The organism is Arenibacter lacus, assembly GCF_008711145.1.
Classification (GTDB): domain Bacteria; phylum Bacteroidota; class Bacteroidia; order Flavobacteriales; family Flavobacteriaceae; genus Arenibacter; species Arenibacter amylolyticus.
Genome location: NZ_VVIN01000039.1, coordinates 19,908 through 34,364, shown reverse-complemented (window position 1 = coordinate 34,364; position 14,457 = coordinate 19,908). Strand labels below are relative to the sequence as shown.

At 40.4% G+C, this 14,457-nt stretch carries 13 protein-coding genes; 2 read left to right on the top strand and 11 right to left on the bottom strand.

Annotation, left to right across the window (positions count from 1 at the left end; genetic code table 11):
• Positions 1-429: 429 nt before the first annotated feature.
• Complete coding sequence (locus F1E73_RS11860; protein WP_150452001.1) at positions 430-1,116, bottom strand: DUF4294 domain-containing protein; 687 nt, start codon at positions 1,114-1,116, stop codon at positions 430-432.
• 105 nt (positions 1,117-1,221) lie between these two features.
• Between F1E73_RS11860 and F1E73_RS11855 the strand changes: the two genes are divergently transcribed.
• Positions 1,222-2,310 (top strand): M42 family metallopeptidase, encoded by a 1,089-nt coding sequence (locus F1E73_RS11855; RefSeq protein ID WP_086477748.1) that lies wholly within the window; start codon positions 1,222-1,224, stop codon positions 2,308-2,310.
• A gap of 93 nt (positions 2,311-2,403) precedes the next feature.
• Here F1E73_RS11855 and hisS read toward each other — a convergent pair whose 3' ends face one another.
• The 6 genes from hisS to rpsF form a co-directional block, all read right to left on the bottom strand.
• Positions 2,404-3,780 (bottom strand): histidine--tRNA ligase, encoded by a 1,377-nt coding sequence (hisS, locus tag F1E73_RS11850; RefSeq protein WP_191089011.1) that lies wholly within the window; start codon positions 3,778-3,780, stop codon positions 2,404-2,406.
• 59 nt (positions 3,781-3,839) lie between these two features.
• On the bottom strand, positions 3,840-4,310 hold the full coding sequence (locus F1E73_RS11845; protein WP_086477750.1) for a DUF6495 family protein: 471 nt from the start codon (positions 4,308-4,310) through the stop codon (positions 3,840-3,842).
• A gap of 187 nt (positions 4,311-4,497) precedes the next feature.
• Positions 4,498-7,677 carry a TonB-dependent receptor gene (locus F1E73_RS11840; protein ID WP_150451999.1) on the bottom strand — a complete coding sequence of 1,060 codons (3,180 nt, stop codon included), beginning with the start codon at positions 7,675-7,677 and terminating at the stop codon, positions 4,498-4,500.
• Positions 7,678-7,767: 90 nt separating this feature from the next.
• On the bottom strand, positions 7,768-8,223 hold the full coding sequence (gene rplI / locus F1E73_RS11835) for a 50S ribosomal protein L9 (protein WP_150451998.1): 456 nt from the start codon (positions 8,221-8,223) through the stop codon (positions 7,768-7,770).
• A 13-nt stretch (positions 8,224-8,236) separates the two neighbouring features.
• Positions 8,237-8,536, bottom strand: a complete 300-nt coding sequence (rpsR, locus tag F1E73_RS11830) for a 30S ribosomal protein S18 (RefSeq protein WP_176328511.1) — start codon at positions 8,534-8,536, stop codon at positions 8,237-8,239.
• Between the two features lie 2 nt (positions 8,537-8,538).
• A complete protein-coding gene (rpsF, locus tag F1E73_RS11825; protein WP_086477753.1) occupies positions 8,539-8,877 on the bottom strand; it encodes a 30S ribosomal protein S6 in 339 nt (112 codons plus the stop codon).
• A 243-nt stretch (positions 8,878-9,120) separates the two neighbouring features.
• On the opposite strand from rpsF, the gene F1E73_RS11820 reads away from it, so the two are divergent.
• Positions 9,121-9,813 carry a LytR/AlgR family response regulator transcription factor gene (locus tag F1E73_RS11820; protein ID WP_086477754.1) on the top strand — a complete coding sequence of 231 codons (693 nt, stop codon included), beginning with the start codon at positions 9,121-9,123 and terminating at the stop codon, positions 9,811-9,813.
• Between the two features lie 5 nt (positions 9,814-9,818).
• On the opposite strand, the gene priA is transcribed toward F1E73_RS11820, so the two are convergent.
• From priA to nadC, 4 genes are read right to left on the bottom strand one after another with little or no spacing between them, the layout of a single operon-like run.
• Positions 9,819-12,275, bottom strand: coding sequence for a replication restart helicase PriA (priA, locus tag F1E73_RS11815; protein WP_150452002.1), 2,457 nt, complete (start codon positions 12,273-12,275; stop codon positions 9,819-9,821).
• A 2-nt stretch (positions 12,276-12,277) separates the two neighbouring features.
• Positions 12,278-12,457 carry a hypothetical protein gene (locus F1E73_RS11810; protein ID WP_150451997.1) on the bottom strand — a complete coding sequence of 60 codons (180 nt, stop codon included), beginning with the start codon at positions 12,455-12,457 and terminating at the stop codon, positions 12,278-12,280.
• Positions 12,458-13,426 (bottom strand): YihY/virulence factor BrkB family protein, encoded by a 969-nt coding sequence (locus tag F1E73_RS11805; protein WP_150451996.1) that lies wholly within the window; start codon positions 13,424-13,426, stop codon positions 12,458-12,460.
• Positions 13,427-14,284 carry a carboxylating nicotinate-nucleotide diphosphorylase gene (nadC, locus tag F1E73_RS11800; RefSeq protein ID WP_086477758.1) on the bottom strand — a complete coding sequence of 286 codons (858 nt, stop codon included), beginning with the start codon at positions 14,282-14,284 and terminating at the stop codon, positions 13,427-13,429. It lies immediately after the preceding gene.
• Between the last annotated feature and the right edge of the window lie 173 nt (positions 14,285-14,457).

Genomic DNA, 14,457 nt, shown 5'->3' with positions numbered 1-14,457 from the left:
ATTCTTTACTTTCCATTCAAGCTTCCGTTTCCGTAAGCGGCTGCAAATATACAACCTCTTTTGTTCCTGGCAAACCTTTTTTGAAAAAACTTTGTTTTTCTTTTCTGGCTCAACCTAATCGGATACGAAATGTCAAAGTACATGGCGTCTTACCGCCGTTTCCGCCCACTCGCTGATCGCGTCGTTTGCGGGGTGCAAATCTACGCCCCTTTTTCGATTCCACAAGCTTTTTCAATAACTATTTTTAAGGTTTTTTAAACCCCTTAACCCAAGCAGCTGAAAAACAAGTTTTTGCAGACTCAAAAAAGGAGGAGCAAGATAGTATTTTTTATTGAATATCCCAATTAGGTAAGTCATAATTTACATTAGCCATATCGTTTTAGGCCAACATCCCATCCAATACACCACAGAAGAAAGCTTCAATAAGAGCTATTCCTTATTACCTGCATTGTCTTTCCAGATATTATTAAGGGTGGCATAATCATAATCCAGCACAGATGGCTGCCTCTCCAAACTAAAATCGGCAAAGGCTCGTTGCAGAATATCCTCTATAAGATAGTCTTCATGCACCACATCGGGTTTAAATTCCTCCTTAAGACTTATACTGAACATACTAGCAGTGGTATTGTACCAAAAAGCCCGCCAGCCACTTCGCAGCTCCTTAACCAAGTCGAAGGCAGTGGTGCCTGTTTGTCTATAGATCAACTTCACCAATATCTGCCCTTCACTACGGGTTAGCTTCTTTAACTCCTCGGAAAACTCGTCTTCAATAAATCTTTGGACCTTACGCGTAAACCTTCTTTTGTGCCTATTTTTCTTAATATGCACCAAGCTATCGTTCAATTCCACCAATCTTTCGGCGGCCAATTTCGCATAAGGATAAACCTTCATCGTCCTTCTCCGTAGAATATAATAGCGTAACTTATCCTCATAGGAATCAAAACGCAGCTTCCCGAAAACAAATACTTCATTTAAAGCAATGGAGCTTTGCATTACGGAATCCCCCTCCATCATAATATACTGTTGGGAAACGGAGTCCAACGGTTCATCGGGAACCTGTGAAAACCCAAGGAATCCCAATAATCCAATTAACCATATAGCTGTTTTTCTTACCATCGCATCTTTCAACTCAAAAGCCCTGCCAAAATTAATGATAAAGCATGCACCATATTATTAAATAAAAGTGAATATTGTTAAGTTTGCAATTAAACAAATAAGTATATGAGCACAAAGAAGATACTTAATAAGAAGTCTATTGATTTTTTAGAGAAATACCTAAACAATGCTTCTCCGACCGGCTACGAGTGGGAAGGCCAAAAATTATGGATGGATTATATAAGACCCTACGTGGATACTTATATAACCGACACCTATGGGACTGCTGTGGGAGTTATTAACCCAGATGCCAAGTACAAGGTAGTTATTGAAGGACATTCCGATGAAATTTCCTGGTACGTAAACTATATTACGGACAATGGAATGATCTATGTTATACGAAATGGAGGTAGCGACCATCAGATTGCCCCCTCTAAATGGGTGAACATTCACACCAAGAAGGGAATTGTAAAAGGTGTTTTTGGTTGGCCTGCCATCCATACCAGGGACAACTCCAAGGAAGAACCTCCTAAATTAGATAATATATTTATAGATGTTGGTGCCAAGGATAAGGACGAAGTAGAAAAAATGGGAGTTCATGTTGGTTGCGTCATCACCTACCCCGACGAATTCCAGATTTTAAATGAAAATAAGTTTGTTTGTCGCGCTATAGATAACCGTATCGGTGGATTTATGATTGCGGAAGTGGCTAGGCTTTTGCACGAAAACAAAAAAGAATTGCCCTTTGGATTATACATCACCAATTCCGTTCAGGAAGAAATTGGCCTCAAAGGTGCAGAAATGATCACCCACACCATTAAACCCAATGTAGCCATTGTCACCGATGTGACCCACGATACTACAACTCCAATGATCGAGAAAAAGAAACAGGGTCATACGGAGATTGGTGCTGGCCCCGTAATTGCCTATGCACCGGCAGTGCAAAACAAGCTAAGGGAACATATAATTGAAACGGCCGAAGCCAACAATATTCCATTTCAAAGAATGGCTTCCTCCAGACACACAGGAACAGATACGGATGCCTTTGCCTATAGCAATGGCGGTGTGGCCTCTGCCCTTATTTCCTTACCACTTAGATACATGCATACTACTGTAGAAACAGTACATCAAGACGATGTGGAGAATGTGATTCGATTGATCTATGAAACCTTGCTAAACATCAATCCAGACGAAACCTACAGTTATTTTAAATAGGTAGCTGCAATCCAGACGCAAAAAAGCCGTTTCATAAAATATGAAACGGCTTTTTTTATGATGAAGAAGAAGGTATTTTACCTCCCTCCAATATTACAGTTCTTCTATAAACTGTTCTATACTATCTAAACTATACTCCTTTTGACCGCCTTGAACCATATCCCTAACTACAAATGAATTTGCTTCTAGCTCCTTATCCCCAATCAACACCACATAGGGAACATTGCGGTTATTGGCATATTTCATTTGTTTTTGCATTTTAGCACTTGAAGGGTACAGATCGGCACTTATCCCATTTTTCCTAAGCTGACTCACCAACTTTAGGGAAACCAATGCTTCTTTATCTCCGAAATTAACACAAAGCACCTGTAAAGAATTCTCTATGGTTTCCGGAAACAGCTCCAATTCTTCCAACACCAAATAAATACGATCTAGCCCAAAAGAAATCCCGATTCCGCTCACATCTTTTAAACCAAAGATCCCAGTAAGATCGTCATAGCGACCTCCCCCACCAATAGACCCCATACGCACCCCTTCTGGAGCAGCCACCTCAAAAATGGCTCCGGTATAATAGTTTAGTCCACGTGCTAGGGTTACATCTATATCTAACTTAGCAGATTGCAAGCCCAAATCTCCCAAGGTTTTAACTATAAAGTGGAGTTCTTCTACCCCCTTAGTCCCTATTTCCGAAGAAGCCAAAAGCTCCTTAAGAACAGCGAGTTGCTCCAAGTTGGTGCCATTAAGCGCATATAACGGTGCAGCTTTTTCGATAGCGGTTTCAGAAATACCCTTTTCACGCATTTCTTTGGTAACGCCCTCTATCCCAATTTTATCCAACTTATCCAAGGCCACGGTAAAATCGATCAACTTATCACTCTCACCAATAACCTCGGCAATTCCGGCTAAAACCTTTCTGTTGTTTAGCTTTACGGTCACCCCCGTCAACTTCAACTCCGTAAAAACCGCATCGTACAATTGCACCAACTCCACCTCCTGCAATAAGGAATTGGATCCCACTACATCTGCATCACATTGAAAAAATTCGCGGAATCGCCCCTTTTGCGGCCTATCGGCCCGCCAAACAGGTTGAATCTGATATCTTTTAAAAGGAAAGCTAATCTCATTTTGATGCATTACCACGTAACGAGCAAAGGGCACGGTTAAATCATAGCGCAATGCCTTTTCAGATATTTTCGCAGTAAGCTTATTGGAATCCTTGCTACTAAGCAACTCTCCATCTACCTTCCTTAAATAATCCCCGGAGTTTAATATTTTAAAGATTAGGCGATCTCCTTCTTCCCCGTATTTCCCCATAAGGGTATCCGAGTTTTCAAAAGACGGTGTTTCTATAGGTTGAAATCCGAAGGTTTTAAAATGGTTTTTCACTATATCCATAATATAGTTTCGCTTATTTACTTCGGACGGGGAAAAATCCCGTGTCCCTTTAGCTATGGAAGGTTTTTGTGCCATAATCTGGATTCTAATGTAATTCTATTTATTTACCTGTTTTGTTTTATAAAGATACTGCCCTAACCAATCATCTGATCAAACCATTCATACAGTTCCCCCTTGGTAATAACCGCTCCCTGCTTTATTAGGTTAAACTTATCTAGGTTTTTATCCTCTCCATAAGCTTTGGATGCGGTTAGATACTCAACAAAGTCTGACTGCCAGTTTTTCTTAAACCATGCAAATCCCTCCTTAGTTTTTAAATCAACCTCAGGATTCATCACTTTTACCGATATCAGTTTCATCTCCTTTTCTTCCATGTGGAACAAATGCATATGCTGTGCGGAAATATTCTCCACAAACTGAACTTTAGACAATACCCCTTCCCAAATTAGGTCACTAAAAACATCCAACTCTTCTTCGGCAACATGGGGCCGCTCCTTTTTTATGGTTTCCCACTCCTCCGCTGTGATGGATTGGGTGGCCAAAAAATTGATAAATTCTTGGTGCAGTTCTTCCAGTTGTTCCTTGGTAAGTCTTGTATATTTCATCGTCATCAATTTTACTCTGGGCATTAATGCTCAATACCTTTACTAAATCCCAACTCCCCCCAATAGGCGGAAGTCAATAATTTGCAAAAATAAGAAGGCTGCGCGATTTGCACAGCCTTTTTAGATCTTTAAATGGTAAAATTATTAAACCGGATCTCCTAGAAGAGCCGTTATTCCATTATTTCGGTTAAAATATGTATCGCAATCCTACTTGAGCCTGCCATCTGGATAGCAAACTAGCATCATAGCCATAGGTTTTTATCACCGTATTATCAAAAGTATAAGTAGGTATATTAGTATTGGGATCTACCGTTACCCCAATTGGGCTAATATTGTTGGGTTGCTGAATTACCCCCCAATCGGAATTAATAAGGTTTCCAATATTTAACACATCTACGCTCAACTGAATGGTATTGGTTTTATCGCCTGCCACCTTAAAGTTGTAGTCCTGTAATAATTTCAGGTCCCAGCGCCCTCTCCATGGGGCAAGTGCCCCATAACGTTCCATGTATTCCCCGCGATGATCTTTTAGATAATCATCTTGCTGAATATATGCTTCAAATGCCTCTGCCTGCCCTGGTCCGGAAAACTGCATTTGCCCCACTTCCGAGCTGGTAGGGATATACAACAAGTCGTTGTTTTGGAAAGAGCTATCACCGTTAATATTCCCGGCATAGGTATAATTATACCTTCCTCCCTGTGCATATTCAAAAAAGGTAGAGATGGTGGTTGCCCAAGTATCGCCTCCATATTTAAACTGTTTGGACGCCACCCCAATAAAGCGATGGGTATCTCCATATTTTGAATACCCCAATACATCGTTATTAGCATTTCCTAGGTTGGGGTTAAAATCGAAGGCATCCCCCGTGATTTCTGCCTCTATAGAATTTACATCCTTGGCATTAAGGTAACTATAGGCTAGGCTGGCGTATAGACCGGAAGAGAAGGTTTTTTGCCCCTTCAGCGATACATTCCATATCCTACCCTTGTCCGAATTGGTAAACACATAGGCATTATTCCCTTTATCGGCCGCTGTGTATATAGGCCTGTTATCGCCAGGAGCGTTTAAGGTTCCACTTGGATTTCTAAGCCCCCAATTTTGAACATGAGCAGCATTAATATCCTTGGTATAGGAAACATCCACTGTCCCGATAAAGCCAGACTCGAAACGCTTATCCAACCCCACATTAGTTCTCCAAACCTGTGGGAATTGAAAATCTGGATCCACTAGCTGGAAAAATCCGTCATCGGCACCACTAACCTGGTTTCCCAACCACACAAAGGGCAATCTTCCAGTAAAAACTCCTGTTCCACCACGTAATTGGGTAGATCTATCGTCCATCACATTCCAATTAAATCCAAGACGCGGGGAGATTAACCACTCATTAGTTGGCATAGTAGTAGAGTTTAGAAACACCTCTTCACCCGTATTTGGATTAAAATAAGGAACGGAGGTGTCCCTAGTAGCCCCATTGTCCGTATTTATAAATTTTTGAATTAATCGGGATGTATTAAAATAAAGGGGTTTGTCTGCCCTTATACCATAGGTAAGTTTAAATTTATCCGTTGCATTCCATTCATCCTGTAAATAGAACGCCAATTGACCTACATTGAGTTCGGACAATTTCCATCCTCCATCTTTTCCTACCCCCGCAGCATTGCTACTATTAAATGCATTCTGTGTTGCGGCCAAGTACTTTTCAACCACGCCCCCGGGCTGCGCATTATCCAAAAATTCCTGCACACTCGGATAAGGATTAAACAATCCGTAATAAGGAAAAATTCCGAAATTGAAAGATTCATAATTAATAAGGTTAAAGGAGTTCTTAAACTCAAACTTTTCAAAAGAGAATCCAACGGTATACGTATGGTTTCCTTTAAAGAAGCTCAGGTTATTGGTCAATTGAAATACCTTTTGATCTAGCAAGTTATTAATAGAGAACGGCTCGTGCCCCGCAATAATATAATTGGATCCATTTCCATCTTGTATAGTTATAACGGGTGCGGGTGTGGAAAAAGGATTTCTAAAATCGTCAAATACAGAGTATCCAAGCTGTAATTTATTGGTAGCCTCATCGGAGAGACTGGAGTTAAGCTCTAACTGAATCGAATTTAACTTATTATTGATCTCATAACCCGAATTTTTAAATTGTAGGGTGGCAAAATTAGGTCCACGGGTTGCAATTGCCGTAGGATGGGCCGGCTTCTCCTTAGATGCATCCAAAAAGTTATAGATCAACGCCAAGCGGTTGCTGTCATTTATATTCCAATCTAGCTTAAAAATTCCCTTGGTAGACTGGGCTCCAAAAGTAAAACCTTCATAAGGGCCGGTTTCATATCCTAAATTTGCCAAGGCCGATTGCACCGACATCAAGTCACTTTCACTAACCCTGGATTCGTTCACTGCACCCGACCCCGTATTGGGGATCCAGCCATTGGTCCCCAAGTCGTCCCTCTCATCTTTTTCAAAATTGACAAAAAAGAACAATTTATTCTTAATAATGGGGCCACCAAGACTAAATCCGTATTGATTTTGTTTAAGGCTGGGCTTTACCACATTCTCACCCTTCACCTTGCCGCCTGTTAAATCCTCATTTCTGTAAAAGCCATAGGCTGTACCTTCAAATTCGTTTGTTCCACTTTTGGTTACCGCATTAATAGAAGCACCAGTAAATCCAGATTGGGTAACATCATAGGGAGCAGTCGCCACCTGTATTTGCTCAATGGCATCCAAGGAAATTGGCTGGGCATCTGTTTGTCCACCCGGAGTAGGAGCATCCAAACCAAATGGATTATTAAATATAGCCCCGTCCAAAGAAAAATTATTGTACTGATCATTACGCCCCCCAAAAGAATTACCACTTGCCGTTGGTTCTAGCCGGGTGAAATCTGAGGCGGATCTGGATATGGTAGGCAACCTAGTAAGTTCCCGAGTGCCAACGCTGGTTTCGGCCCCCGTCCTGTCACTACCAAAAGTCCCAGTACCCCGATCCGATACCACAATCACCTCCTCTAGTGCCTGACTATCGGCAACTAGGATTACCTCTAGGTTTTGCGTGGTACCTAGCGTTAGAAAAATGTTGCTATCCGTTTGGGTTTTATAACCTAAATAAGAAATGGTTACCTCGTACGGACCCCCCACCCTAAGGTTTAGCAGGTTAAATCTTCCGTCCTCATTAGTTATAGTCCCGTACTTGGTACCTGTGGGGGTATGAATGGCCACAACATTGGCACCAAATAGCGCCTCATTGGAATCGTCCAATACCAACCCTCTAATATTGGAAGTGGTGACCTGGGCAGATAACAATAAGCTACAGCCCACAAAAGCTATGGTCAGTAGCAGTTTACTCTTGGTCAATTGTTTCATAATCAGTTATTTTATAAGTTGGTCCTTATAAAAATAACAAAAAAAAGGCCACATAAAAATGTGGCCTTTAACTAAGTTGTACAAAAGATATTAACCTTTTGCTTCAGCGACTACCTCAAATGGGAAATCTACGATAACCTCTCTGTGCAATCTGATCTGAGCATTGTAAGGTCCTGTTCTTTTAATAACACCACCTTGAATCCCAATATATTTCTTATCAATTGCATGTCCTTCTTTCTCCAAGGCTGCTGCTAGGTCTATATTAGAAATAGATCCGAACAATTTATCTCCAGCTCCGGATTTAGCAGTGATTTTGATGTCCAACTGTTTTAAACTCTCTGCAGTTTTATTGGCTGCATCAACTATTTTCTTTTCCTTGTGAGCTCTTTGTCTTAAGTTTTCCGCTAATACTTTTTTAGCAGAAGGGGTAGCCATGGCTGCCAATCCCTGTGGGATAAGGTAGTTTCTACCGTATCCGTTCTTCACGGTTACCACGTCATCTTTAAAACCTAAGTTCTGTATATCTTCCTTTAATATAAGTTCCATCGTCTTATTATTTTTATTTTAATAAATCGCCAACATAGGGCATTAAAGCTAAATGACGAGCTCTCTTAACGGCTACAGCCACTTTACGCTGATATTTCAAGGAAGTTCCGGTAAGTCTTCTTGGAAGCAATTTACCTTGCTCGTTTACCAACTTCATCAAGAAATCTGGATCTTTATAATCTACATACTTGATTCCGGATTTCTTAAATCTACAATATTTCTTTTGGGTGCTAGTCTCTATATTAAGAGGGGTCAAATATCTAATTTCCCCGTCTTTTTTACCTTTAGCTTGTTGTTCTATTGATGCCATAATCCTTACGCTTTAGCTTTTAACTTTGTTCTTCTTCTCTCTGCCCATGAAACAGCATGTTTGTCTAGTTTAACGGTTAAGAAACGCATAACACGCTCGTCCCTTCTAAACTCCAGTTCAAAAGGCAATAATGCCTCTCCATCTACTGTAAATTCGAACAAATGGTAAAAACCACTCTTCTTCTTTTGGATCGGATAGGCCAATTTCTTTAGCCCCCAGTTTTCTTTGGCTACCATTTTGGCACCTCTGTTAATTAAGAAATCCTCAAATTTCTTAACTGTTTCCTCTACCTGAGTATCAGATAGAACGGGATTTAAAATGAAAACAGTTTCGTAATTGTTCATATTATTAAAATTTTTAAGTGCGCAAAAGTAGTTATTTTTTATTCTATATACAAGAAAATGAATAAATCTTCGTTATAGTTTAGTATCTTGATAATGCAATGCGATAAAACTCAATTGATAACAACTATATTCAATATCATAACCATTTACACAACAAATATAGCAGTATTTACAACTTTTGTTGCAGCACAGCTATTTTTTTATGTACATTGACAATGATTTAACCCCACAAATCAACCAACTATGAAATTAAGATGTATAATTGTGGACGATTCGTCCATGCAACGGATGGCGGTTGCTAAATTGGTCAACAACCATCCCAGTTTAGCATTGGTCGCCGAATACAGCAATGCCATAGAAGCAAAAAACGGCATAAAAAACAATGAAATAGATTTAATCTTCCTGGATGTAGAAATGCCTATTATTACCGGATTTGATTTGTTGGAGTCCTTGGATAATAGCCCTCAGGTGATTCTAATTACCGGAAAACCCGATTATGCGCTCAAGGCATTTGAATACGATGTTACCGACTATTTGCACAAACCCATTTCCTTGTCCCGATTTGATGCAGCCGTAAAAAGGGCTATGGTAAAGTACGAGCAGATTAACAAGGTTATAGAAGACGAAGAACACATTTTTGTAAAGAGCAACCTTAAAAAGCGAAAGGTTATTCTAAATGACATAAAATGGATAGAAGCGTTGGGCGACTATATTAAGCTTGTCACCGATGAGGCTAATATCGTCATTTTATCTACCATGAAATCTTTTGAGAAGCAATTACCGGAAAATAAGTTTCTGCGAATCCACAAATCCTATATTGTGAATTTGGAGAAAATAGAGAAATTCAACAGTAAAAATGTAGAGGTAAGCGGAAAGCAAATACCGTTGAGCAGGAATAAGAAAACCGAACTTGCACAGGCTCTTAATAATTTTTGATTAAATTATATGTGGTCTACATTATAAATTACCCGCACTCCTCTATAGTAGGAAATGGCATCAAAGGATTTTTGAATTCTCATTATGTTATTTTTTGTTTTCGCGAGAGAATGCTTCTTTTCTATTTTCAATAGTATATTTTTCAGGTACTGATTTCTAATTCTGGCCACCGGAGGATATTCTGGTCCCAACACCATTTCCCCAAAACCGGCCCGCAACGATTTTGCAAACCAGTCTGCAGCCTCGTTTAGTACGTTGTAGTCTTTATGCTTAAAGGTTATCCTGATAATCCGGTTGGCCGGCGGGTATTTAAACTGCTCCCGTTCATAGAGTTGTTCCTTAAACATCTCATCGTAATCATGGGTAGTAACCTGCTGTAAAATTCTATGGTCTGGATCATAGCTCTGAATTAGGACCTTACCCCTTTTTTGGGTACGCCCTGCCCTACCGGCTACTTGGGTGAGCAACTGAAAGCTTCTCTCATGGGCTCTATAATCCGGAAAGTTCAATAAGGTATCTGCCTGCATGATTCCCACTAGGTTCACATTCCTAAAATCCAATCCCTTGGTCAACATCTGCGTACCTACAAGGATATCTATTTCTTGTTGCTCAAAAGCAGTAATGATTTTTTCATAACCAAATTTCCCTTTAGTGGTGTCTAAATCCATACGGCCCACTTTGGCTTCTGGAAACAGAGACTGCAACTCTTTCTCTACCTGTTCGGTTCCAAAACCCTTGGTATCTAAAGTGGTACTGCCACATGCTTGGCAACTGGTTTGTAATGCAATATGGTGACTGCAATAATGACATCGAAGTTGTTTTCGCAATTGGTGGTAGGTTAAGCTAACATCACAATTGGGACATTGTGGGGTATGGCCACAGGTGGTACATTCCAAAATAGGGGCATATCCCCTCCTATTTTGAAAAAGGATCACCTGCTCCCCATTCTCCAAAGTCTCGGCAATTTCCTCCATGAGCCTTTCGGAGAAATGGCCTTTCATTCTCTTTTTCCGGGACTGTTCCTTAATGTTAACCAATTCCATTTCTGGCATAAGGACATTGCCGTAGCGTCTTTTTATCTGGGCATAACCATATTTGGAGGTTTTTACATTATAAAAGCTCTCCACACTTGGGGTAGCGGATCCCAATAGCACCTTGCTTCCATGAAAATTCCCCAAGACAATGGCTGCATCCCTGGCATGATATCGGGGTGCAGGATCGTATTGCTTAAAAGAACTTTCGTGCTCCTCATCTACAATAATAAGTCCCAGGTTTTGAAAAGGAAGGAATATCGCAGAACGTGCCCCGATTATAATCTGTGCTTTTTCTTTCTTTCCTAATACATTATTCCACACCTCTATCCGCTCCTGAACGTTGTATTTGGAATGGTATACAGCTACCTTTTCACCAAAATAAGTCTGTAACCTGGCAATTAATTGGGTGGTAAGTGCAATCTCGGGCAATAAGTACAATGCCTGCTGTCCTGTCTTAATAACCTCCTGGATTAACTTTACATATACCTCGGTTTTCCCAGAAGAAGTAACACCGTGCAATAGGGTAACCTTGCCCATTGCAAAAGATTTTTCAATGTCTTGTAAAGCCTGTTCTTGGTATTCATTAAGGGACTTTAATGCCTCCTGCTGATCCCCGCCCTCAAAAACTATTCGGTCTGTTCTAATAAATTGCTCTTCCAGAATCCCCTTATCAATCAAGGTTTTAATAATACCGGGAGAACAATTGGCAGCTTTGGATAGGTCTGTAACCTTCACCGGTTTTTTGGTCATTGCTTGCAATTGGAACAATGACAGCACCACCTCCCGCTGTTTGTGGGCCCTAGAGAGACTCTGCAGCAATGCCTCTAGTTGTTCTTCAGTGTGGTAATCCTTCCCCAATTGAACATATCGCACCAGTTTTGGCTTGTATTGCTCATAGACTTCTTCCTTTAAAAAAATAATGTCTTTTTCTAGCAGCCTGTTCAGGATTGGGATTACATTCTTCCTTTCTAGGATGTCACTAATTTCACGCACCCTTAAAACTGATTGGTATTGAAGCGCTTCAAAGACCAAAAACTCCTCATCCTTTAGGTCGCTTTCATCAATTATTGCCTTCTCGTTCCTGTGGATTAGAGTTTCACTCTCAAGCAAAAAGGCGCTGGGGGTTGCGGCGCGAAACACCTCACCAACCGTACACATATAGTATTGTGCCAGCCAATTCCAAAATTGCAGTTGCATTGGGGTTACCAAGGGCTCCTCATCTATAATTTGATCAATTTCCTTGGCCTCATAGACAGTAGGAGCAGTTTGATGGACTGCCATCACCAAGGCGGTATAGATTTTAGATTTCCCAAAGGGAACAGCTACCCGCATCCCTGGTTTTAATAGCTGGGCCTCTGCACTAGAAATGCTATAGGTGAATTCCTTTTCTAGTGGAATGGGCAAAATAACATTGATAAAAAATGGTATACTCATAAGTTTCTAACCTTCTGCCCGTAGCCACATCTGGGTTCTAAAATAGCAATAATAGCTTTAGGATTCCCTGTTCTATCGTCTATCGTCTTCCACCTACCAAATACACTCTGTGCATCGGAAGGGATATACATCAACAAACACAATATCCCAACGATCCATTTACTTCTTCTTCCCATCTATCCTAATTTTTTGCGCAAAGAGTTTAATGAGGCATTCAATTCGAACCCCAGCAATAATATATTTGAATTTAACCAAATAAAAACTAACAATATTAGCAATCCCCCCAGAGCCCCGTATAATTCGTTATATCTGGCAAATTTCTCTACGTACACTCCAAACAAATAAGAGGTAAGTATAAAAAGCAGTGTGGTCATCATGGCCCCTGCCGAGAAGAACCTTGCCTGTTTGCCCTCTTTGGTGCCAAAATAATACAAGGTAGCCGTAATAAAATAAAAGAGCATTCCCAAAAATACAAACTTGCCATACTGTACCAAAGCAAAATTATCTTCATTCACCTTTGGAGCACTTTCCCCATGTATTATTTCATAAAGCCCCCCAAGAATATAGGCTTCAAAATAAACGTACACCACCGCTCCCATTAAAAGAAGTACGGATAATAGCAACCCTACCGCCAAGGCAGACAGGTATTGCCTAACCATGGTACGGTTGGGACTTTTATGGTAAGAGGTTTCGAACCCTCCAAAAATGGCGTTCACTCCATTCCCCATTAAAAATATGGAAGTGATAAATGCAATTGCCGATGAAAGGACATCCCCTCGTTCCTGCTCTTTTAACTGCAGATAGATCTCACTAAAATACTCACCAGTAGCCGTCGGAAGAAAGGACTCCAAAAACTCTAGGAATTCGGCATCAAAATTAGAATTCTCTAAAGCAACATAGGGAATGATAAACGGAATTAACGTAAATAAGAATATAAGCAATGGAAACAATGCCAGGAAAAGACTAAATGCAATGGCACTGGCACGCGTAGACACGGCCCCTCTTATGATTCCCAGGATATACATCTCCAATAGATCGTAGGAAGACAAACCTTCAAAACCCGGCAATTTAATTTTCTTTAGCAATCCAATTGCCCAATTAAGAAACGGTATTTTGCTTAATTTTTCCTCAATCTCTTTAGACATCTATATGGCTTTAAGGCTCAGATCCATATTATAAACGGAATGGGTTAGCGCCCCAGAAGATATGTAATCTACCCCACACTGGGCATATTTAGCTATGGTTCCTTCATTGATTCCTCCTGAGGATTCGGTTAAGCAGGCATCTCCAATTAGCGCTACCGCCTTTCTGGTATCTTCCAAGCTAAAGTTATCCAACAATATTCTGTAAACCCCTTGCGAAGCCAATATTTCATTTACCTCATCAAGGTTTCTAGCTTCCACTATAATCTTTAAATCCTTTTTATTTTCCGCTAGATATTCATTGGTCTTTTCAATAGCCTTGGTTATTCCCCCGGCAAAATCGATGTGATTATCTTTTAACATAATCATATCATAAAGGGCAAACCTATGGTTTTCGCCTCCACCAATTTTTACGGCCCACTTTTCTAATGCCCTAATCCCAGGCGTAGTCTTTCTAGTATCTAGAATTTTGGTATTTGTGCCTTTTAACAGACCAGTAAAGTATTTGGTTTTGGTGGCTATTGCACTCATCCTTTGCATGGCATTGAGCACCAATCGTTCTGCCTTAAGAATACTTTGCGAATTTCCAGATACATGAAAAACTACATCCCCATAATTTACCGCAGTTCCATCCTTAATAAGCACTTCCACCTTTAAGTCTTTATCTATGTAGTGAAAGACCTGCTGGGCAAATTCTACCCCGGCGATAATACCCTTATCCTTGACCAGCAACTTTGCTTTACCCTCTGCCGAGGACGGTATACAGGCCAAAGAGCTATGATCTCCGTCACCCACATCTTCCCGTACGGCATTTTTAATAATTAAATCCAATTCGGTCCTAAACTGTTCTTCTGAAATCATGCTAACTTTATTTCCATGCTAAATTAATAAAATGTTTGGGTTGTGCGGAGATTATCCCTGTCAAAGGCAAAGCGTTTTTGTTACTCTTGATGCCATTCACAACAATAATCCACACTTATTGCCTGAAAGTCATTAGAGACCACAACAAATTACCAGGCCATATTTATATTTTT